A 20759-nucleotide genomic window follows, 5' to 3' on the forward strand; every position below is an offset into this window, starting at 1 on the left:
GATGATCTGGGCTCCCGGCGCGCGGCGCCGGAACGTGGCCGCGTTCCTAACGCATGCCGGCCGGGGCGCTGTCCGGAACCCGGATCGAGTATCCAAAACCCCGCACGGTTCGGATCAACTGGGCATCGCGATCGTGCAGCTTGCGCCGCAGGTAGGAGACATAGGTTTCGACCGACGCCGGATCGCCCGCGAAATCGTAATCCCACACATGATCGATGATCTGCGTTTTCGAGACCACTCGTTCCCGGTTGAGCATGAGATACCGCAGGAGACGAAACTCGGTCGGAGAGAGATTGATCTCTTCATTGCCGCGCCAGACGCGGAACGAATCTTCATCGAGCACGACATCGCCCACTTGCAAGCGGGAGAGCTCCACTTCGGGAGCGCTCGTGCGCCGGAGCACCGCGCCGATACGCAGCAGCAACTCTTCGAGACTAAAGGGCTTGGTGAGGTAGTCGTCGCCGCCGCGCGAGAACCCGGCCCGCAGATCGGACGCATCGTCGCGCGCGGTCAGGAAGATGACGGGGGTGAGATCGCCGCCGCTGCGAATCTTGCGGCAGACCTCGAAACCATCGAGATCCGGCAGATTGACATCGAGGACGATGAGATCGGGCGAGCTGGATACCGCGCGCAGGGCCTCCAGTCCGCTGGCCGCGCTTTCGACCTGGTATCCGGTAAACCGCAGCGCGGTCGTGAGCAGTTCGCGAATCGGCTCTTCGTCATCGACGATCAGGATTCGCTTGCCGGTCATTTGGTCTGGGGTCATTGTCTGCATTTGGGAGTTCTTTCACGAAGGGACTGGCATGTGCCGGTCTGGCGATCAGGCTGCGGGAAGACTGGATTCGGGAACCGAGGTTGGTACCGGCGTGCCGCCGATGGAGCCAAAGCTCGGCATCTCTACCGGAGTGATCGGAATGCGGGTTGGCGCTGTTTGCCAGGGAAGCTGATCCGTCTGGCTCAACCCGTAAAGCCCGAACCCACCGATAACAACGAACGGAACAAGGATAACGATCGCAATCGCGGCGATGACCCACTTCCGGTTGTTCTGCTTCATCGTCATCTCTCCCGCGCGGCAGGCTGCCCACGCCCATTCGAGGGCGCGGACAGCCGTGTGGTCATGCTAGGCAGCCGAGTTTACCGCCACGAGGTCGATCTCCAGCTGGATGATGTCCTCGATGGAGAGCACCGAGCCAACGATCGGCTTCTCGATGTCGAAATCGGCCATGTCGAATTCGGTATTCGCCGAGCCCGTGAGGGTGTCGCCAGTGCGGGTGGCGGTCGTCTCCCAGGCAACCGTCTTGGTGACACCGTGGAGTGTGAAGTTGCCCACGAGGGTAAACGTGGTCTCCTCGCCATCGGCCGGCATGGTGAAGTCCTGAATCTCTGTCACCACGAACTCAGCCAGTGGGTACTGGTCGCTCTGCAGGGTGTTGCCGCGCAGGAAGTTGTCACGCCGGGACGAATCGCTCTCGAAGGTGCGGACGTCGACATAGATAGTCGAGCAGGGAATCGGGTTGCCGTCCGCGTCGAACAGGAACGCTCCCTGGATGGTGTTGGTGGATCCAACGGCGGTGTTCGCGCCCACGTTGGCCAGTTCCTCTTCGGCGATATAGCGGGCTTCGGACTGGGCGGGGTCGACCACATAGATCGAAGCGGCGCCGAGCGCGGCAGGGTCGGTCTCGATAGCCGAGCAGTCGATGGTCGCCGGCTCGGTGTCCAGCACACCATAGGCGGTCGGGGTCTGCGCGGCAGCGGCGCCCGGGAGCAAGGTGACCGCAGCGCCAGCAAGCGCGAGGCCGGTCATGGTGAGGCCGGGAGCCCGGCGAGCGAGAAGATCGAGATTCATCCGTACACTACCTCCATAGTGCCTTCAGCAGGTGGGCGCCGACTCACCGTGAGCGCGCAACAAACCCAGTCTGCCAATCGCTTCATGCAATGTGACGCTAGATTGCGTCGTCCGTAGCAACCGCGGTTGCGGTCGCAAGCACACCGGTCACCGTGCCAGTTGCATCGGCTTCGGTGGCGGGAACCGCCAGATAGGTGCGGCTCACCCATCCTTGCGTGCCGTCGAAATCGACCTGGTACCAGTCCATGTCATCGGCGGTCTCCGGTCCGCTCACCACGCTGCCTTCGGTCGAGCCGTCCAGGATCATGACGACCTCGGACGAGCTGCCGGCGGCGCTTCGCAGGTTGAGCGCTTCGGTATTGACGATGACCGTCGATCCAGCGGTCAATGACCCGCCCGTGGCGGCATCGACCAGATATTCAGCCGCGACCCATCCGGTGTCGTCGTCGTACTCGACCTGATACCAGGAGTAGTCGCCACCGGTGACCGGGCCGTCCACAACGGTGGCCCAGGTGCCGTTTTGCAAGGTGGTGACGATTTCAGCGTCGATCGAGGCATCCGCGCGCATGTTCAGCGCATCCGCGTTCACAACCACCGCTTGCCCAACGGTGAAGGCAGCGGTGGCGGATGCCTGTGCGGCAACGCGGACCAGACCGGTCTCCGGCGACACCACTCCGACTCCGCCGAGCGCGATGGCCAATGCGGTTGCAACAACAGAGACGCCCTTGATCAATGTGTGGGAGTTCATGGCCGTCCTCCGTTCCTTTCATCCTCTTCCGAGGCGGCTCGGCCCCGGGGAGGGTCGCGACCGAGCCGCATGTTCCCTGTTCGTTCGATCGTGACTTCGATCGATCTGGGACTATCCTAGGACTCGTCTCTGTGGGTGTTCTGCAGCTTTCCTGAGAATACGCTTGGAGTCAATCCTGGTGCGCCGTTTCCCATTTCCCATTTCCCATTTCCCATTTCCCATTTCCCATTTCCCAGGGATTGTGTCTTTCCAGCCAAACAGGTACGGTGATGCATGGATCCATTGGCTTCACTTGCGGACCGTTCTATGGCTGTGTTGAGCATCGAAAGCGAACTGCAGGACTGGTCAGCCTTCTATTCCGCGGTGGCCGGAATCGCCGGGGTGCTGGTTGGGTTGCTCTTCGTGGCGCTGGCGCTCAGTCCGAGGATCATGAGCGATTCGTCACCGCCTGGCCTGCGCATCTGGTGCTCGGAAACGTTCCATGGGCTGATGCTCATGCTCACGTTCTCGCTGCTCTTCCTGATACCCGATCCGTCGGGTCCGGGGCTCGGCATCCCGATTGCGGCGGTGTCGCTGCTCGGGCTCCGGCAGGTCTGGCTGGACATGCGCAGTTTGCGTACCGATCCGGATCCGCGCTGGTCGAAGAACCATGCCGGGTTGAAGCGATTCAGCTACATCATTGCCGCCTATGTCGCGGCCTGCGCCATTGGGTGCAGCTTGATCCTGGACCAGAGCACCCTGATCGACTGGATGGTGCTGCCGATCTTTCTCCTGTTGATCAACTCTGCCATCAACTGCTGGTCGATCCTGAAAGAGGTCGGCAATCTGCCCACCTGATACGGAATCGAGGTGATTGCTGAGCGTTGTTGCCCAGCGTTTCAACAGCGGGAGCGCGCGGAGTGACGATGGGCCGTTCCTGCGAGTCCCGTCAGATTCGGCTGGACAAGCTGCCGGCTTCTGACAAATCGAGCGCTCCCCCGTTTCATTGACGAATCAACCGAGCGCACGCATTCGAGGCAGCAGGAGCCAACCCGTGACCGAACGCACGATCACCAACGAAATCGCCGTCAATGACTTCCGCGACCAATTCCTCGCGATCTGGAACGAGATCTTCCAGCACACGACCGGGCCGCATTACCTGTTGGATGATGACAACTCGTTCTTCGACACGCTTGCGGACATCACCGCCGAGGAGGCGAACAGTCCCGTGTCGAACCAGTCGGCGAGCCTGGCCGCGCAGGTGCAGCACACCGCGTATTACGTGGAGGCGCTGCGCGAAGGGTTGGCCACCAACTTCACCGCCAAGGCCGATTGGGAGGGATCGTGGCAGATCGCACCAGTCGATGACACCCAATGGCAAGCATTGATCGGACGGCTGAACGACTCCTACGAATGGGTCGTGACCTTTGCACGTGAGACCCATGACTGGAACGCCGATCTCGTTGGCGGCGCGTTCGCGCTGGCCGCGCATAGCGCGTATCACCTGGGGGAAGTTCGTCAGGGAATCGGCGTCATCCGAAGCCGATAGCCGAAGCGCCCAGCCGCCGTTCGCGGCCGGAATCGTCTCGGGCTTCAGCTCTCCGATCCTGCCCCGACGGACTGCGGAACAGTGGCGGTCTCGAGAACGATCTCGGGGGCAATCTCGGGAATCTCGCCAATGATGGGCTCGTCTTCGATGGATGGCGCCGGTTCCGTGTCCCCATGCGGCCAATGGCGCGCGGTGCGGTTGACCCAGAGGACGACCGGGATGAGGCAGATGCCAAGCAGGATGGCGACTTCGAACGTCAGAGTGTTGCGTTTCGCATAGAGCACCCCGCCCACGATGGGACCGAACGACGACGCCAGACCACCGGCCATCTCCACGATGGCGAAACCGCGGGCACGGTGCCGGGCGGGAGCGTTCACCCCAAGCGACGCGTTGAGCATGGCCCAGGCGGAAAAGAAGCCGCCGCGCAGCAGATAGGCAAACAGGATGACCGGCAGGAGCGCGCTGGCGTGGAACAGCACGAGCGAGATCACGATCATCCCGAGCGAGATGGCAACCGCCAGGAAGGGCTCTTTCTGCAGCTTGCGTGTGCGTGCGACCGCCATGCCGAAGAGCGCCGAGCCAACCGCGCCGAGCGCCGAGAACGTGGCGATCGATGCCGGTTGGTACCCGCGCACGTCCTCCAGGAAGGTCGGAATAAAGGCGACGCCCAACGAGCAGGTGAAGACCACGCCCAGCAGCAGCAATGTGATGGTGCGGATGCGGTAATCGGCGATCGCTTCCCGGTAGCCGGATTGCTGCGAGAGATCGCGTTCCTTGTGTGAGACAGGTTCTTCGATCTTGCGCAGCCAGTAGAACGAGGCCGCGGTGAGCGCTGCGGCCAGCAGAAATGCGGCGCGCATACCCGCCACGGCCACCAGCGCGCCGGCAATGATCGGCCCGATCGCCAGCGCGACTGACGGACCGACCGTGAAGATGAGCGCGAAGGCGCGCATTCGCTGCTCGCCCGCTTCGGCAGCGACCAGGGTTTGCAGCAGCGGAAAGACGATCTCACCGATGGCGATGCCAATGATGAGCACAAGCAGCTGCTGCCAATGGGTCGCCAGCGCGGCCGCCACCAGGCCAACCAGGGCCGCTGCTCGAGCCACCATGATGGTGCGCCGATAGCCAAAACGGTTGGCGATATTGGCCGAAGGAAAGAGGACGAAGAGGCGCAGGATGCCATTGGCCCCAAGCAACAGACCGACGATGGCAATCGGCGCGCCGAGCTTCTCGATCCAGAGCGGCAGGATGCCGAGATACGCCCCGTAGGCGGACTCGATCAGGATGAGCGCCCAGAAGATGGGCACGACGGGTTGTGGAAGCCCAAGCTGCGGGCGTCGGAGGCGGAGCACGGTGAGTCCCTGACGATTGCCGGACGACTACCCGGCCAATCGGGAACTATACGGGGTTCTCGGTCTATTCAGTGCTGGAGATATCCAACCACCAGCGATACTCACGGTCCCCAACAACGGATCTTGCATCCAGGCTCCGTGCCACCGCCGCTTCCTCTCGTGGGGACGTCGTCGCCCTCGACATAGAAGTCGAGCACATACGCCAAGGGGCTTCCGCCATTCCCGATACTGTATGACGCGTTCTGTTCTTGGGGGAGCATGATGAAATCAAGACCACCATCGTCATCAGCTTCGAGGACTCGCTCACACTGCCGGCCCGCCTGCGGTCCGTCGATCGTTGTCAGAAAAAACCCTGGACGAGGCCAAAGCTCCGGCTCTTGTGGATTGGGCGTTGGGTTCTGATCGTCCCAAAACTGCAATTGCCGAAGGATTGCGATGACGGTCTGTCCACTGCTTGGGAAGTCGGGCAACGGCAGTTCGCCACATTTCCCTCGTTCCGGCAGTCCCAGACTTGGGTCCGGAGCATCCCAATCGAGAACCGCGACAACTGCTACCCGTGCCGCCGATGCACCGGCGCCCAAACCAATTTTTGCAATGGTGTCGAACAAGAAAATGCCGAGTCCCGATGTGACCTCATGCGATCGGGTGTCGTCATCTCGTACCGTCAGGCTGACTGATCCATCCCACACAATCCCAAGGTATCCCGCGCCAAGCCCCGCTGGCACGTCGTAGGTTTCGCCCTCGTCATCACATCCACTCCTGGTGAGATTCAGCTCCCAGGCCTGCAACCGATAGCGCGCGGCCGCTTCGATGATGAACGGAATCCGTGCTTCCAATACCAACGGATAATCGAAGAGAGACATGCGTGCTCCTCAGCCGGTTCGACCGCGGCTCGACTCAGAATGACCTGTACGTTGTGGGCTGGCGACAGCATATCATGGCGCGGCCGCGGGGCAAGAGCGAGACTCGTGAGGAGCGCTTGCGACCAGCTCGAGCAGCTCGGGAGGAGCAACGACGAGCCAGTTCGAGCGCATCTCTGTCTGACGGCCACGCTCCCAATGCCTCGCAAACTCGCGAGAACCGAGCAACGCCTCCAGGTTCGAACGCGCATGAGCGACACGAGGCGCCCAGTATGCTGGCGTGGGCGTATTCGTCACGGTCCGAAGATGATGCGCTGCACCCAGCGCTTCGGCGCCCTGTTGCGGGTCTCCGGATTTCGAGCAGACCATGGCCAGCACATCGAACGCATTCGCGATGAAGATTCGATCGCCGCGGATCCGTGAACCCGCAAGCGCTTCTTCCGCCAACAGCAATGCGAGCGCAAGATTGCCGCGTTCCAGTTCGACCACCGCCCGGCCAACCTGTGCGAAGCAGACTCCATCGAGCATATCGCTGCGAAGCGACTCTTCCTCAGCTTCCTCGAAGAGGTTCGCTGCCTCGTCGAACTTGCCCATGCTCTGCAAGACATACGCTCTGTACGCCTTGCCGAACGTCAGTCCGACATCGTCTTGTAGCCGTTCCTGTTCCGCGCGGACCTGATCCAGGTATGCCAGGGCATCGTCGAACTTGCCCATGTTGAGCGCCCACACCGCCAAATTGACCAGCGAGGACGCGATTCCCCGGGGAACGCCAAGCGACCGACAACGATCGAGCGCTTCGATCTGGTACGCATACTCTTCCTCGGACTGCCCTTGCATACCCGAGACCATACCAAGAACTGAAAGTGATTGGGCTATGCCGAGCGCATAGTCTTCGGATCGTGAAATCTGCAGCGCTTGACGGTAGAGCACCTCGGCTGCTGGTAACTCCCCCCGCTCTACGCAAAGATTGCCGAGCGCCAGGAGCGCACGAGCACGCAACCGCTGATCCACCTCCGAGGCGAGATTGAGCGCGCTCGCTAGCCGGCGCTGGCCTTCTTCCAGGAGTCCCCGCGTCGACCAGTAGTACCAGAGGTTGATCGAGAGATCGACCGCCGATGCGGCATGGCCCAAGTCGAGCGCTCCCTCCAGGGCGACCCGGAGATTTGCGATCTCTCTGTCCAGAATGCCGAGCCATCGCATCTGGTGCGGTCCGCCCTGAATGAATTGCGACGCTTCCGCGGAGAGATCGACAAAGAACTCGGCGTGCGCCACTCGCTTCGTATCCAGATCACCGCTCGCCGTCAACAGCTCCATTCCATACTCCTGGATCGTTTCGAGCATGGAGTAGCGCGGTTCGGCGTCGTCGGATTCGGAGAGGCGGACGAGGCTCTTGTCGCAGAGGGAGGCGAGGATTTCCATGGTGGCCACATCGTCCAGGCCGATGACCGCCTGGGCGCCGGCGAGGGACCAACCGCCCTGGAAAACGGAAAGGGTGCGGAAGGCGCTCTGCTCTTCGGGGCTCAGTAGCGCGTAGGACCACTCGATCGCGCCGCGCAGCGTCTGGTGGCGTTCGGGAAGGTCACGGCTGGTGGACGTGAGGAGCGTGAGCCGGGAGGAGAGCCGGGCGCGCAATGCCTCCGGGCTGAGCACGGCCACGCGCGCGGCGGCCAACTCGAGCGCCAATGGGATGCCATCGACGCGGCGGCAAATTTCGTAGACCGATTCCTGATTGGTCTCGGTCATTTCGAACGACGGGCGGATCTGCTGGGCTCGCTCGATGAACAGTTGCACGGCAGGACCGGCATCGTCGTTCTTCTCGATGGGAAGCGGCCCAATCTCGATCCGCTGCTCGCCCCGCAATTCGAGCGGCGCCCGGCTGGTGGCCAGCACGCGCAGCCGAGGCACGGTCGGCAGGAGTCCGGCAATGAACCGGGCGATGCCATCGACGATTTGCTCGCAGTTGTCGAGCACGAGGAGCATTTCCCGGTCGCCGATCGCTTCGATGAGCGCGCGCTGGGTATCGATCCCTGGTTCGACGCGCACACTGAGCACCGAGGCGACCGCGGTGGAGATCAACGCGGTGTCGCGAATGCCGGAAAGATCGACAAACCAGATGCCTCCCGGAAAGACGTCGATCAGTTGGGAAGCGGCATGCAGCGCCAGCCGGGTCTTCCCGATGCCGCCCGGACCAAGCAGCGTCACCAGCCGGGCAGGCGAATCGAGGAGCAGACGGCGGATCTCGGCCAACTCGGCCTCGCGGTCGAGACAGGTATTGAGCGCCACCGGCAGATTGTGGGCAACCGCATCGAGTGTCTCCAGCGGTGGAAACGCGTGCGGCAAGCCAGCAATCTCGAGTTGGTAGATGTGATGCGCGCCGGGGACATCGCGCAGGCGGCGCTCGCCCAGATCGCGCAGCCCGACCTGATCGATACCGGCCCGTTCGATCTGATCTGCCACCGAACGGCTGAGGAGTACCTGTCCACCGTGCCCGGCGCGCAAGAGCCGGGAGATGCGGTTGAGCACCAGGCCGGAGAAATCGCCGTCGTGTTCCACCACCTCGCCGTCCTGCAGCGCCATGCGCACGCGGATCGGCTGGACGAGCCCGAGGACCTGCCAATCGGTTGCGAAGAGTTCCTGCTGGGCGGCTATGGCCGCGCGAACGCCATCCAGCGGGTGGTCGAACACCGCGCATATAGCGTCGCCGATGGTCTTGAAGACGTGCCCATTCTGCGCCGCCACCGCTCGTTGCAGGATCGCATCATGGACTGCAAGCGCAGCGGGCATCGCAATCGGATGGCGCTCCCATTGCCGGTAGCTGCCTTCGATATCGGTGAAAAGAAAGGTGCGCCGAAGCGGCACTGGCCCGTCAGACGAGTGGGCGACCGTGGCGGTCTCGTTGACGTCGATGTCAGACCTCCAAATGCCTTGTGTTTTTCGGATTGTACACGTGGGTGAGCATCGGTCGTGACGCCTTCCTGCGGGAGTCGTGGGCAACGAGAGGCAAGCTCGAGCTTCCCGTTTCTGGCAGACTGGACCATGCGGGCAAGCGCGCGTGCCCGATAACAAAAGGAAGCGGCCGAAGCACTCCCTCGATCAGAATGCGGAACGTGGAATGAACCGATGAACGACTTCGACATCAAGACCGCTGCCGGAATATGGCTGGCGGGACTCGTGATTGGGGTGGCAATCGGGGTGATGTTCGATCATCTTCTGTTGGGAATCGTCATTGGGCTGGGGATGGGAGTGCTGTCGAGCGTGTTGCGGCAGAACCGCGCATAGGCTCGTTCCGTCTCACGGGTCGTACGCTGCCGCGTTCTACGCGCCTCTGCTTCCGACCAATGAATGGAGGACAAATGCGCATCACCCAATCCGCCATTTCCCTCAATGTTCCCAATGTGGAACGATCTGCAGAGTTTCTGGAGACGCTGTTCGGCTTTCGACGAGAGATGGAATCGACCGGCTTCATCTCGCTCACTCGTGATGATGCCGGCTTCAACATCATCTTCCTGGAAGTGGGTTTGCCGAGCTTCAAGCCGGCCACACACGCGGCGGCGGCCGGCATGGGCCTGTTGGTGGTGTTCGTCGTGGACGAGATCGACGCCGAGTGGGAGCGGCTACAGGGTCAGGACCTGATCTTCCCGACCACCATCCAGACCGAACCGTGGGGCGAGCGCTATTTCCAGGTGCTCGATCCAGGTGGCATCATCTATCAGCTCGTCCAGTGGGTGTGAACGACGGACACGCTGTCCGGAACATTTCTCCCGCCCCGCACGTTTCCCTCTCAGGACGCTCCCGGTATCATCCGGATACGTTCTTCGTGAAAAGGAGGATGCAATGCGACGAAACCTTCCGCTGCTGGCGCTGGCCCTGGTGCTCACGTTTTCCGGAGGACTCGGCGTCGTGGCGCAGAGCGATCCGGTCACTGAACTTGTCGATGGAAACACCGCATTCGCGCTCGATCTCTATGCGGCAATGAACAGCGACGACGGCAACCTGTTCATCTCGCCCTACAGCATCTCCCAGGCGCTGGCGATGACCTACGCCGGAGCCGAAGGAGCGACCGCCAAGCAAATGGCCGAGGTGCTCCACTTCACTCTGGGTCCGGATCGGGTGCCTGTTGCCTTTCAGACGCTGAACGACGATCTGGTGACCCGTGGAACGGGACCAGCCAATACCGACTATGGCTACCCGCCCCGATCGCTGCAGATCGCCAACGGGCTCTGGGGCGAGCAGACCTTCCCGTTTAGCTCGATCTTCAGCGACACCCTGGCCGAACACTACGGCGCGGGGTTGCAACCGGCGGACTTCCAGAACGATCCAGATGGCGTCCGGGAAGAGATCAACGATTGGGTGGCTCAGCACACCGAGGACAAGATTCAGAACATCGTGCCCGAGGGCGCGATCACCAGAGACTCCCGCATGGTGCTCGCGAACGCGATCTATTTCTACGGTGGATGGCTGGATACGTTCGACGTCAACCAAACCGCGAATGGCGACTTCCACCGTGCAGACGGCTCGACCACCAGTGTGCCCTTCATGCACCAGCAGGAGTTCTTCAGCTATGCCGCCGGTGAGGGATATCAGGTTATCCAGTTGCCCTATGCCGAGAGCCAATTCGCCTTTACCGTGATCCTGCCGGACGATGGACGGTTCGGCGAGGTGGAGGCGGACCTGAATCCGGAATCGCTCGCCGCCGCGCTGGCCAGCACCGGAAGCCGCGAACTCGTTCTCTCCATGCCGAAGTTCGAGTTCGACTACTCCACCAGCCTGGCAATCACGCTCCAGGCGATGGGCATGACCGACGCGTTCAATAGTAGTTTGGCTGATTTCTCCGGCATGCAGGAAGCGGGATCGACGGAACCGCTCTGGATCGGCGATGTGTTGCACAAGGCGTTCATCAGTGTCGACGAAGAGGGCACCGAGGCGGCCGCGGCGACCGCGGTGCTGATGGTCGGCGCGGCCGCGCCCACCGATCCGCCGTTGGAGGTCAACATCGATCGCCCGTTCATCTTCCTGATCCGCGACATGCAAACGGGCACGATCCTCTTCATCGGCCGGGTGATGGATCCAAGCGGAACGTAGTCCGCACGCGTCCCTCCGTCATCCCGACCGATGTGGAGAGCCTGCCCTGACCGCAGCCACCCCTCCGTCATCCCGACTGGAGCCCGCTGCCACCCCTCCGTCATCCCGACCGAAGTGGAGGGATCTCTTGTTCCCCGGTCACATGGCACCCTCTCGGAGAGCAGGTTTCAGCGCAACAAGAGATCCCTCGGCAAGCTCGGGATGACGGGATGGTTTGCGCGATGGCAGGGTGCATGTGCGGGACTACGGGGTAGTGGGTGGGGTGGCGGGACGGGGGCTGGGATGGCGGGATGGGTGCTCGGTGGGGGGGCTACCGCAGCGGGACCTCGAAGAACTGCAGGTTCCAGCCCGGGCGGGAGGTTTCTTCTTCGCCGATCCAGACAGCGCCCATCGCGCGGTAGAAGGGGGCTGCGTTCGGATCGGCATAGAAATCGAGCTTCTGCACGTTCAGCCATTTCGCGGTAGCGATGGCGTGATTCCACAAGAGCTTGCCGCGGCCGGCGCCAATGTAGGGAGCATCGACGAAGAGCTTGTCGAGATGCGCATGCTCGGCCGTGCCGGTGATGGTGTAGTAGCCGACAAGGGTCCCGTGCTCTTCCAGCGCGAAGCTGGCAAGCGCATTTTCCAGAAACTCAGGCGTAACGGCGATCGCTTCCGGTTCCCATTCGAGAAATTCCGGCTCGTACCCCCAATGCATCGTCGAGCGCTGGGTCAGCTCGTGCAAAGCCTGCGCCTCGTCGATGCGCACCGGCCGGATGATCTGGTGCTCGCTCACCACTTTCGCTTGCTGGCGTTGCGGAAGACCCGGAAGGCGGCGCCCACCTGGGCCGCTTTGCCAGCCGCCTGGATGACCGGCTTGACAGCTTCCTCGCTCATGAACTCGGTTGTCCCGCGCACGTTCTTGAGCGTTCTGGTGAGCTCGTCCATCGCCGGCAACGCTTTGTCGCGCAACTGGAGGGTCAGGAAGACGAAGGCAACTGTCGCCGCAGCCAGCAGGATGACGATTGCCGCCGAGAGGAAGACGATATAGATCACCGCGATGTTCATCAGCCGCTCGAGGGCGGATTGATCGTCGCCACCGAGGTAGTAGAGAAACGCGGTGAGCGCGATGAAGAGGAGCAGGATAACGGTGCCGCCAAGGATGAAGTAGAGGGTGGTGTTCTTCTGTTCCTCGGTCTGGCCCATGAGACGGGTTTCCAGATCGGGCTGCGCGTATGGATCGGTGATTGGCTCGAACCCGGGCGGAACCGGCTGCACCGATGGATTGCTGGAGGCAAAGATCGGGTCGTCGTCCCGATTGCCTCCCATATACGTGTCAGTCAATCCCGTCCCTCACCCTCTGGACTCTGGACCTGCGGCGTCAGCCGGCCGCCTTCGCCTCAGCGCCTTCCCAGGCGCGCTGGACCGTGGCAATCGTACCGCCGCCGAGCACTTCATCTCCATCATAAAAGACAACGGCCTGTCCCGGCGCGGCAATCGGCCGGTCGGTATCGAATTCGATGGTTGCCAATCGCTCGGCCTCGGACCCAAACGAGACGGTTGCCGGCATGGGCGTGCCTCGATAGCGTACCGATACCGTGACCTCCAGCGGCAATTCCGGCCAGGTTCCCTGGGTCAGGGAGACGCTCTCAGCCGTCACGCGCACGGCCTCCGCCTCGGTCCGGGAACCGACCACGAGCCGGTTTTCCGCCAGATCGAGCCGCAACGCATAGAGCGGTTCCGGGCGGGGCACGCCGATTCCCTTGCGCTGCCCGATGGTGTGATGCACCAGTCCCTTGTGCTGACCGATGGCGGTTCCGTCGGTGGTCACGATCTCGCCGGGACGGGTGACATCGGGGCGCCGCTTGGCCACGAAATCGGCATACGATCCCTTGCCGACGAAGCAGATCTCCTGGCTCTCCTCCTTCTCGGCGACGGGCAGGCCAAAGATGCGCGCCAACTGGCGAACCTCCGGCTTGATCAAGTTGCCGAGCGGGAAGGTGATGTAACCGAGCTGGTCCTGATCCATCGTGTAGAGAACGTAGCTCTGGTCCTTGCGCTGGTCGACAGCACGATACAGCCGGTGCGGCTGACCGTCGGTTCCGTGGACCACGCGCGCGTAGTGCCCGGTCGCCAGGCAATCGGCCCCGAGCATGCGAGCGCGCTGCACCAGATGGCGGAACTTGACATGCCGGTTGCACTCCAGGCACGGGTTTGGAGTGCGGCCGTGGGCATACTCATCGACGAACTTGTCGACCACATGCTGCCCGAACTCGGTTTCCATGTTGATCGCGTAAAACGGGACGCCGATCAGCGCGCAGGTGGCGCGCGCATCGTCCATGGCCGGGATACCGCAACAGGGATTGACCGAGTGCTCCGGATCGTCCGGCGAGAAGAGGCGCAGATTCATGCCGATCACGCGGTAGCCGCGCTCGCGCATGATGAGCGCGGTCACCGCGCTATCCACCCCGCCGCTCATGGCAACCACAACCGTCTTGCCTGCCCCGTCCCGTGGCCCGATCTTCTCCTCGGAAAGGAGCGATTCGGCGTCGGTCGGGAGGTCGGCAGGGTGGCCTGGATTGATGATGGGCTTGAGCTGGAGGGACATGTTGGTTCGTTCGATGCTGTGGCGAGTCCGCCCGAATTGCAGCCGGTAAGTATAGGGGACGTTGGTCCGGCGCTGGAACGGTCGTGGACGCCCAAACGGCGGCCGCAATGGGAGCGCCGGGACAGCGACGCGAATCAGGCGCCGTTTGGCCAGGGAGTGACGGGGAGACCGGTTTCCCGTTCGAGCGCAGACGGTTCCATTTGGCGAGACGTTCGGATTGGGTGACGGGCCGACCTTGAGCGTCGTCACCCTGCCAGCCGAGCGCGAGATCGGCCAACCAGTTGTCTTCGGTTTCACCGGAACGCGCCGAGACGACGATCTTCCAATCAGCCGCGCGCGCAATACGCGCGGCTTCGGCCGCTTCCGAAAGCGTGCCAATCTGATTGACCTTGAGCAAGAGGGCATTCGCCGCGCCGGTCTCGATGGCCTTCTCGATACGGCGTGGGTTCGTGGTGAGCAAGTCGTCGCCAAGCACGATCGCCCGGGGGGAAATCCGTTCGAGGAGCGCCGGCCAGTTGTCCCAATCGTTCTCTGCGAGCCCATCCTCGACGCTGACGATCGGATAGGTGTCGACCCATCGGCCAATGCGGTCGATCAGCCCACCTGGAAAGACCCACTCTCCCGCGATCCGATACCCCTCTCCGCTCGTGAAGTGACTGGCCGCGACATCGAGACAGAGCGAAAGGTCGATTCCCGGTCGAAAGCCGCTGTCGGTGATGGCATCGATGGCGAGCTCGAACAACTCTTCGATCGATTTGGCCGAGGGCGCCAATCCGCCTTCGTCGGCTTTCAGCGCGCGCTCACCGTAGCGCTGCGCGATCAGCTCGGCCGCTGTCTGGTAGACCGCCCAGGTCCATGCGAGAGCATCGTCGATCGTCTCCGCCCCATTGGCGACCAGCAGAATGTCCTGAATCTCCACCTGACCGCCAGCATGCTTGCCACCGGAGAAGAGATTGACGGTGGGACGGGGCAGATACCGAAGGTCCATGTTCGGCTCGAAGATGTCGGCGAACTGGCGATAGAGCGGAACGCCGCGCTCGGCGGCAACGGCACGAGCGTAGGCAAGCGACACTCCCAGAATGGCGTTCGCGCCCAGGCGGGACTTGTTCGGAGTGCCATCCAGCGCGATCAGGGTGGCATCGAGTTCCCGTTGGTTCTCGAATTCGATTCCGCCGACGGCGCTGGCAATGGGACGCTCGACGTTGTGCACGGCCGTGCGGCATCCCAGCCCGCGATAGCGCCCGGGATCGTCGTCGCGGAGCTCCAGGGCTTCCGCCGAGCCTGTCGATGCGCCGGACGGTACCGACGCACAAGCGCGCGCGCCGCTTTCCAGCGTGCAGCAGACTTCGACCGTCGGGCGGCCCCGGCTGTCGAGGATTTCCTGAGCAGTCAGGGTACGAATGGCGGGCATCTAGGCAGACTCCAGTGCGGAAATACGATCGAGGAATGCGTCGGTGAGTGCCGGCACAGTGGCTGGCGGAGCCGACATCAGCGCAATGATGGCGGTTGCCTGGCGATCGCGCGCGGCCTGGTCGAGATACTCAAGAGGAGAGCGGCCGCGCGCCCGGGCAAGCATGACGCCCAGCGTCTTGCGCACCGCGCGGCCCTCCAGATCGTCCGCCCATGGTTCTTCCGCGACCAACTGTCGATAGCGTTCCCAGTACTGCCGCGTCGCCTCGGCGAAGGCATCACGTCGAGATGGAAGATGATGCGCTTTCGAGAGGAAGTGTGTCAGGGAAAAGCCCAGATCGAAGGTGGGATCGCCAAAGTGGATGACCTCGTGGTCGAGCAGCACGAGCCGCCCATCATGGACCAGGACATTCTTCGGGCTGTAGTCGCCATGCACCAGCGTTTCGACGTGCGCGCGGGTTTCTTCGATCAAATCGAGCAGGAATCGACGGGCTGCTGGCGCCTCCCCGGCGGTGAAGCCGAAATAGGGTTCCAGGCGCAGGCTCTCGAAAAAGCTGCGGTCGTCAAAGACCGGCTCCAGCTCGGCCCTCCGGAGCGCGCTGTCGCGATGAATGGTGGCAAGCAGGGTGGCGAACTGGTCGACATGATCGGGAACGACCTCACCGCGCAGGAGCATCTGCTTCCAGTTCTCATGCGGTTGCGGAACGGCAGCCATGGCAATGCAATGCTGGGGAACGTCTTCGAAGACGAGGGGCGTGATCGTTCCTGGCGGGGCGATGCGCTCCAGCCAGCGGAGCCCAAGCGCTTCCCGATGCACCCGCTCGACCGGCGAGAACCAATCGACCTGCACGCGCAGTTTGGGAAGCGCCTGCTTGAGCACCCAGGCATCGCCATTGGCCCGTTCGACCAGCACCGTCTTGTTGGAGACACCGCCGTGCAGCACCTCGATGGCTGGTTGCTCGTCCGGACCGATCCAACCGTGTGCTCGAAGCCAGGCAAGCAACTCGGGTGCGCGCTCGATGTCCAATGCGTCATCCATACGACGCATTATCCCGAGCCGTGGCGTCATTGCAAAGGGCACGCTGCCCTTCGGATCACGGGCGCAGGTGGTCGGGCCAACCCTCGGGAAAGCGCGTCTGATAGTCGAGCAGGCTCACCCACCGCGGACGAATCGCGATGCGGGCAATTCGTGTGCCCGGCTGACTGATCCACTGCGCCCAGCCATCGGCAGCGTCCTTGCCGATATAGCGGCAATTGGCCAGATAGGCTTCCTCCACCACGCCCTCGACCTCGGTCACCGATGCGTCACCCCGAATGGCAAGCACGCGCATCGGCACACCGGAGGTAATGGCAAAGGTGTCGATGGTTGCCTGCACCCGCGGATGCGCGCGAATGGCGCGCACCTTCGGAAGTGACGCTACCGAGGTCACCACCAGTTCCTCTCCGGTCCAGTGAAACTGCATGGTGGACACGCGGGGGTAACCGTCAGGCCCGAGATAGGCCACCCGAGCCGGTTCCAGCGAATGCAGCATCTCCTGCGCGGCTGGAGCGTGCAGCAATCGCAGATCCCCCTGAGGCAACGCCGCGAAATCGATTGCGTCCACGTTCAGTTCACCTTCTTCCCGCCATGACCGATCGTTCCAGATCCTGCGTCATTGTCGTTCGCAGCGAAGCGGTTTCGACATCGAGATCGAGACAAGAGAACCGCCTGGCCGAATCGACCAGGCGGTTCCTTCTGAATCTGCGCGAGCGCCGGGGTGTCAGGCGGTGGCCGGCGAGGCGATCGGGGTGCCGATGCCTTCGGTGCTACCTGGGCAAGCCTCTTCCAGGGTGGTGATGATCGTGGTGAGCACGTCGTCGACTTTGTCGAGCTGATCGGCGAACGGCAGCATGCCGCCGACACCAGACGTGCGGATGAAGACGATTGCGCCCTGGACCGTCTTGATGGCCACGATGGCGTAGTCGTTCAGCTTCTGGGCTGCTTCCGGCGGTGTTGCGCCGGTGAGCTCTTCGATGACCCAGGTGAGCGCTGCGATGAATTTGGTGTACGCCTCATCGGACCATTCGGAGATCTGCTGGGACGGCAGACCATATGCAGCCGCGGCGAGCCCTGAGGCCAGCACGACCAGAATGCGCGCGTATTCGGTAACGCCGGTGCAATCTTCTTCGGTGATGGGCGAAGCTTCGACCATGGCCGGATCGACCGTCGGCGTCGCATCCTGAGCGATTGCGCCACTCATGAGCCCGTTCATGCTCAGCGCCAGCACTGCCAGCGCCAGGATCATTCCAAGACTACGTTTCATCCACGTTCCCCCAGATGCACACGAAAACAGATCCCATAGTCGGACCTGATCGGACTTTACCAGAGTGCTCCCGATTGGCATAGCCCAGATCGATGCGCGCCGATGAACCGGACACGTTGGGATAAACAACAACGGCGGGAGCCATCTGGCCCCCGCCGCCCGAGCAGTTCGCGACAATGCGCCTCGCTAGACGACGTCCTGGCCGAGCGACCAGTAGACGAGCCCGGAGCTTTCGGCTTGCTTGTCGAACATGCGCAGATTCTGCACCTGGTCCGAGGGAACCGACCAGCAAAGGTTGGCCGTCTGGGAAGCGCCCGGCGCCACGTTCATGTCCTGATCCCATTCATTTGGCGTCACGCCACAGGCATCGCCAAAGGCGGTATAGATCGTGCCATCGGCGCCACGCGCCCGCAAGCGGAAGTTGCCATCGAAGGTGGCCGGAGCGGCGCCAGTATTGACGGCCGTGATGGTGGCAATGAAGAACTGGCGACCCGCGTCTGGCGCTTCGTTGAACGAGTTCTCGTTCAGAACAGCCTGTGTACCGTCCGGCGTGACCGAGACGACCTGGATCGTCCAGCTATCGACGGTCTGCTGTGCCGTTCCCACCGGGATGGGGTTGGTGTAGTCACCGAGTGGCGCGCTGGGATCGAGCGCCGGATCGAGCGCCACGCCAACACCCACTTCCGGGGTTCCGTCGTCATCGTTGTCCAGAATGGCGACATTGCAGTGCTCTTCGATGGGAAGCACGATCGCGTCGAGCGCATCACCCGCGGAGTTGATCTGGTCGATATACGGGAGCGCTCCGAGCATGCCTTCCTGCTCGATTGCGGTCAACATCTCTTTGAAGAGTTCGAGCGAGGAAACTGCCTGGGCCTGCATCTCGACCGCGATGGCAGGCGGGGTCAACGCGTTCACACCGGCAATCGCCGTATCGACCGCGGCATGCGCGGCCGCGAACTCGGTGGCAGTCCAGCCCTCGATGTTCGAGGTATCGATCCCGGACATCGCTTGCTGATACGTCTGCCCGACGGCATGGTATTGATCAGCATACGCCTGCAATCCGCGGCAATCGACCGGTTCCTGCGCACGCACGCGGGATCCAGCCGTTACCGGAGCAAGCAATCCGAGGGCCAATACAAGACCCGCCAAGACAACAATTCGAGCTTTCACGCTATTTCGTCCTCCAACAATAATGGTGGTTCTCACACAACGCCTTATCTTCGACACCGCTTATTCCGCTCGAGTCCGCTCGATTGTTTCGCCCTCCTCTCCGCAGACCACGCAAGGCATCGATCTCTGTTTCAGATCGTAATCCAGACCGCTCGCCAGAACCATACGTCGTTTGCGGGATTTCGCGGTCTACTGAGTTCAGCGTATGTCTGCAGACGCTCCCCCGCGCGGCGGGATACGATGCCGCGCGAGGGGAGCGGATGTCGGAAACCATTTTGCTTGCAATGCTCATCGCTCTGGTCGGCGGAATCGTCTCCGGATTGGCCGGGTTCGGTTTCGGGTTGGTGACGGTTCCGTTGCTGCTCATGCTTTTTCCTCCCGCCACCGTGACCACAGTCGGGAGCTCGCTCGCGCTGGCGAGCGGTTGGATCGTGCTGCTCAGCACCTGGCGGACGGTGCAGATTCGCACCGTGGGCGCCCTCATCCCCGGCGCGACGATTGGGGTCTTTGTCGGGACGGTGCTCTTGCACCGGCTGGAGCCGGCGCTGATCAAGCTCATTGCCGGAATGGTGGTGATCCTGTTCGCGATCTCGGTGCTGCGCGGCTGGCGTATCGACGCGGTGCATCACCCATTTGCCGCGCCGCTGGCCGGGTTGGCGTCCGGAACGCTGAGCACCTCCACGGGAATGTCCGGCCCGCCCGTGGTCCTGCTCTTCACCACCCGGCAATACGATATGCAGCAGTTCCGGGGGAGCATCACCGCCTACTTCTATTACGTCAATTTCATCGGGCTCTCGTTGCTGATCGCGCGCGGCATCGTCGGGTGGGAGCAAATCGAGGTGGCAGTTCGCCTGCTGCCAGCGGCGATCATCGGAGGTTTCGTCGGGAGACGTGTCCTGCGATACGTCTCTCAATCGCAGTTCCGCAAGATCACCCTCGTGATGCTGCTGCTGACCGGAACGACCGGCATCGTGACCGCGTTGCAGGCGCTGTTCGGATGATCGAGCTCGACCGCACGCTCGTCCTGACGCTCCTGATCGCTCTGTTCGGCGGGATCGTGGCCGCCACCGCGGGATTCGGCTTTTCCCTGGTGGCGGCGCCTCCCCTTCTGCTGCTGTATGAGCCGGTGCAGGTGACGGCGATGTTGCTCATCCTGGCGCTGGCCACCCGCTGGATGCTGCTGACCGATACCTGGCAGACGACGAATCTGCGCACGATCGGGGCAATGCTGCCTGCCGCCTGGCTGGGGATTGGGATCGGAATTCTGATCGTGCGGGCGGTCGAACCGGAGTACATCAAGCTCCTGGCGAGCCTGGTCGTGATCGTGGCGGCACTACTGCTCATGCGCGGGTGGCGTCCCAAACACGCGCACGACCCCGCCGCCGGACCAGTCGCCGGACTGCTGAGCGGAATTCTGTCGCCAACGACCGGGATGGATGGAACGCCGGTGGTTTTCCTGCTCAGCAGCCGGGACTACAGCGTTTCGGCGTTTCGCTCGACGATCACCGTCTACTACTACCTCATCATTCCTGTGACGATTGTGGCGCTGGTGCAGCAGGGGCTATTGGGCCGGGAGGATTTCGTGCGCTCGCTTGTAGTCGTCCCGCCCGTCGTACTTGGGACGATGATCGGGCAACGTCTGGTGCGTCGATTGTCGGTGGAGCGGTTCCGAACGATTGTGTTCGGGCTGTTGCTGGTGTCCGGTTTGGTCGGCGCGACCGCGGCGGTAGTGTCTCTCCGATAGCGCGAGTCCATGCCGGGGGCATGTTCCATGCGGAGTCCATGCAATGGCGTCGCCCGGGAACAAGCGCTCACCCGATGGGGAACAGGCAGCGTGCGTGTGGATCACCAGTCGGCATTCCACTTCCCCGAC

The 20759-nt window shown here is 62.7% G+C and carries 22 protein-coding genes; 7 read left to right on the forward strand and 15 right to left on the reverse strand.

The features are described from left to right. Positions 1-46: 46 nt before the first annotated feature. From R2855_06790 to R2855_06805, 4 genes are all read right to left on the reverse strand, one after another. A complete protein-coding gene (locus tag R2855_06790) occupies positions 47-775 on the reverse strand; it encodes a response regulator transcription factor (GenBank protein MEZ4530724.1) in 729 nt (242 codons plus the stop codon). 45 nt (positions 776-820) lie between these two features. Next, complete coding sequence (locus R2855_06795) at positions 821-1054, reverse strand: hypothetical protein (protein MEZ4530725.1); 234 nt, start codon at positions 1052-1054, stop codon at positions 821-823. 66 nt (positions 1055-1120) lie between these two features. Further along, on the reverse strand, positions 1121-1846 hold the full coding sequence (locus R2855_06800) for a YceI family protein (protein MEZ4530726.1): 726 nt from the start codon (positions 1844-1846) through the stop codon (positions 1121-1123). 97 nt (positions 1847-1943) lie between these two features. Continuing rightward, the gene (locus R2855_06805; protein ID MEZ4530727.1) at positions 1944-2594 is read right to left on the reverse strand and encodes an SH3 domain-containing protein; all 651 of its coding nucleotides are present in this window, start codon (positions 2592-2594) and stop codon (positions 1944-1946) included. Positions 2595-2900: 306 nt separating this feature from the next. Between R2855_06805 and R2855_06810 the strand changes: the two genes are divergently transcribed. Beyond that, positions 2901-3431 carry a hypothetical protein gene (locus R2855_06810; GenBank protein ID MEZ4530728.1) on the forward strand — a complete coding sequence of 177 codons (531 nt, stop codon included), beginning with the start codon at positions 2901-2903 and terminating at the stop codon, positions 3429-3431. Positions 3432-3627: 196 nt separating this feature from the next. Continuing rightward, positions 3628-4122 carry a hypothetical protein gene (locus R2855_06815; protein MEZ4530729.1) on the forward strand — a complete coding sequence of 165 codons (495 nt, stop codon included), beginning with the start codon at positions 3628-3630 and terminating at the stop codon, positions 4120-4122. 44 nt (positions 4123-4166) lie between these two features. Here the strand turns inward: R2855_06815 and R2855_06820 are convergent, their stop codons facing one another. The 3 genes from R2855_06820 to R2855_06830 form a co-directional block, all read right to left on the reverse strand. After that, on the reverse strand, positions 4167-5474 hold the full coding sequence (locus R2855_06820) for an MFS transporter (GenBank protein MEZ4530730.1): 1308 nt from the start codon (positions 5472-5474) through the stop codon (positions 4167-4169). A 101-nt stretch (positions 5475-5575) separates the two neighbouring features. Further along, positions 5576-6337 (reverse strand): hypothetical protein, encoded by a 762-nt coding sequence (locus tag R2855_06825; protein ID MEZ4530731.1) that lies wholly within the window; start codon positions 6335-6337, stop codon positions 5576-5578. 72 nt (positions 6338-6409) lie between these two features. Beyond that, positions 6410-9193, reverse strand: coding sequence for a tetratricopeptide repeat protein (locus tag R2855_06830; GenBank protein MEZ4530732.1), 2784 nt, complete (start codon positions 9191-9193; stop codon positions 6410-6412). Between the two features lie 261 nt (positions 9194-9454). On the opposite strand from R2855_06830, the gene R2855_06835 reads away from it, so the two are divergent. From R2855_06835 to R2855_06845, 3 genes are all read left to right on the forward strand, one after another. Further along, positions 9455-9613 carry a hypothetical protein gene (locus R2855_06835; protein ID MEZ4530733.1) on the forward strand — a complete coding sequence of 53 codons (159 nt, stop codon included), beginning with the start codon at positions 9455-9457 and terminating at the stop codon, positions 9611-9613. A 74-nt stretch (positions 9614-9687) separates the two neighbouring features. Beyond that, positions 9688-10065 carry a VOC family protein gene (locus R2855_06840; protein MEZ4530734.1) on the forward strand — a complete coding sequence of 126 codons (378 nt, stop codon included), beginning with the start codon at positions 9688-9690 and terminating at the stop codon, positions 10063-10065. 103 nt (positions 10066-10168) lie between these two features. Beyond that, positions 10169-11416, forward strand: coding sequence for a serpin family protein (locus R2855_06845; protein MEZ4530735.1), 1248 nt, complete (start codon positions 10169-10171; stop codon positions 11414-11416). Between the two features lie 310 nt (positions 11417-11726). Here the strand turns inward: R2855_06845 and R2855_06850 are convergent, their stop codons facing one another. From R2855_06850 to R2855_06885, 8 genes are all read right to left on the reverse strand, one after another. Beyond that, positions 11727-12191, reverse strand: coding sequence for a GNAT family N-acetyltransferase (locus R2855_06850; GenBank protein ID MEZ4530736.1), 465 nt, complete (start codon positions 12189-12191; stop codon positions 11727-11729). Beyond that, positions 12188-12739, reverse strand: coding sequence for a hypothetical protein (locus R2855_06855; GenBank protein ID MEZ4530737.1), 552 nt, complete (start codon positions 12737-12739; stop codon positions 12188-12190). The genes R2855_06850 and R2855_06855 overlap by 4 nt, the downstream gene beginning before the upstream one ends. Positions 12740-12776: 37 nt before the next feature. Further along, the gene (mnmA, locus tag R2855_06860) at positions 12777-13874 is read right to left on the reverse strand and encodes a tRNA 2-thiouridine(34) synthase MnmA (GenBank protein ID MEZ4530738.1); all 1098 of its coding nucleotides are present in this window, start codon (positions 13872-13874) and stop codon (positions 12777-12779) included. Beyond that, positions 13855-15414, reverse strand: coding sequence for a phosphopyruvate hydratase (gene eno / locus R2855_06865; protein MEZ4530739.1), 1560 nt, complete (start codon positions 15412-15414; stop codon positions 13855-13857). The genes mnmA and eno overlap by 20 nt, the downstream gene beginning before the upstream one ends. Next, positions 15415-16452: a phosphotransferase gene (locus R2855_06870; GenBank protein MEZ4530740.1), complete on the reverse strand. Its 1038-nt coding sequence runs from the start codon at positions 16450-16452 to the stop codon at positions 15415-15417. Between the two features lie 55 nt (positions 16453-16507). Further along, positions 16508-17017: a pyridoxamine 5'-phosphate oxidase family protein gene (locus R2855_06875; GenBank protein MEZ4530741.1), complete on the reverse strand. Its 510-nt coding sequence runs from the start codon at positions 17015-17017 to the stop codon at positions 16508-16510. A 156-nt stretch (positions 17018-17173) separates the two neighbouring features. Next, the gene (locus tag R2855_06880) at positions 17174-17716 is read right to left on the reverse strand and encodes a hypothetical protein (protein MEZ4530742.1); all 543 of its coding nucleotides are present in this window, start codon (positions 17714-17716) and stop codon (positions 17174-17176) included. A 186-nt stretch (positions 17717-17902) separates the two neighbouring features. Continuing rightward, complete coding sequence (locus R2855_06885) at positions 17903-18886, reverse strand: hypothetical protein (protein MEZ4530743.1); 984 nt, start codon at positions 18884-18886, stop codon at positions 17903-17905. Between the two features lie 260 nt (positions 18887-19146). On the opposite strand from R2855_06885, the gene R2855_06890 reads away from it, so the two are divergent. Beyond that, positions 19147-19887 carry a sulfite exporter TauE/SafE family protein gene (locus R2855_06890; GenBank protein MEZ4530744.1) on the forward strand — a complete coding sequence of 247 codons (741 nt, stop codon included), beginning with the start codon at positions 19147-19149 and terminating at the stop codon, positions 19885-19887. Then, positions 19884-20630 (forward strand): sulfite exporter TauE/SafE family protein, encoded by a 747-nt coding sequence (locus tag R2855_06895; GenBank protein MEZ4530745.1) that lies wholly within the window; start codon positions 19884-19886, stop codon positions 20628-20630. The genes R2855_06890 and R2855_06895 overlap by 4 nt, the downstream gene beginning before the upstream one ends. The last annotated feature ends 129 nt before the right edge of the window (positions 20631-20759 follow it).

This window comes from Thermomicrobiales bacterium, from assembly GCA_041390825.1.
GTDB lineage: Bacteria > Chloroflexota > Chloroflexia > Thermomicrobiales > UBA6265 > JAMLHN01.

Coding starts and splice junctions, on each gene's coding strand:
- R2855_06790 (MEZ4530724.1), bottom strand. CDS start 775: ATGCAGACAATGACCCCAGACCAAATGACCGGCAAGCGAATCCTGATC.
- R2855_06795 (MEZ4530725.1), bottom strand. CDS start 1,054: ATGAAGCAGAACAACCGGAAGTGGGTCATCGCCGCGATTGCGATCGTT.
- R2855_06800 (MEZ4530726.1), bottom strand. CDS start 1,846: ATGAATCTCGATCTTCTCGCTCGCCGGGCTCCCGGCCTCACCATGACC.
- R2855_06805 (MEZ4530727.1), bottom strand. CDS start 2,594: ATGAACTCCCACACATTGATCAAGGGCGTCTCTGTTGTTGCAACCGCA.
- R2855_06810 (MEZ4530728.1), top strand. CDS start 2,901: ATGGCTGTGTTGAGCATCGAAAGCGAACTGCAGGACTGGTCAGCCTTC.
- R2855_06825 (MEZ4530731.1), bottom strand. CDS start 6,337: ATGTCTCTCTTCGATTATCCGTTGGTATTGGAAGCACGGATTCCGTTC.
- R2855_06835 (MEZ4530733.1), top strand. CDS start 9,455: ATGAACGACTTCGACATCAAGACCGCTGCCGGAATATGGCTGGCGGGA.
- R2855_06840 (MEZ4530734.1), top strand. CDS start 9,688: ATGCGCATCACCCAATCCGCCATTTCCCTCAATGTTCCCAATGTGGAA.
- R2855_06845 (MEZ4530735.1), top strand. CDS start 10,169: ATGCGACGAAACCTTCCGCTGCTGGCGCTGGCCCTGGTGCTCACGTTT.
- mnmA (MEZ4530738.1), bottom strand. CDS start 13,874: ATGAGCGGCGGGGTGGATAGCGCGGTGACCGCGCTCATCATGCGCGAG.
- eno (MEZ4530739.1), bottom strand. CDS start 15,414: ATGCCCGCCATTCGTACCCTGACTGCTCAGGAAATCCTCGACAGCCGG.
- R2855_06870 (MEZ4530740.1), bottom strand. CDS start 16,452: ATGGATGACGCATTGGACATCGAGCGCGCACCCGAGTTGCTTGCCTGG.
- R2855_06880 (MEZ4530742.1), bottom strand. CDS start 17,716: ATGAAACGTAGTCTTGGAATGATCCTGGCGCTGGCAGTGCTGGCGCTG.
- R2855_06890 (MEZ4530744.1), top strand. CDS start 19,147: ATGTCGGAAACCATTTTGCTTGCAATGCTCATCGCTCTGGTCGGCGGA.
- R2855_06895 (MEZ4530745.1), top strand. CDS start 19,884: ATGATCGAGCTCGACCGCACGCTCGTCCTGACGCTCCTGATCGCTCTG.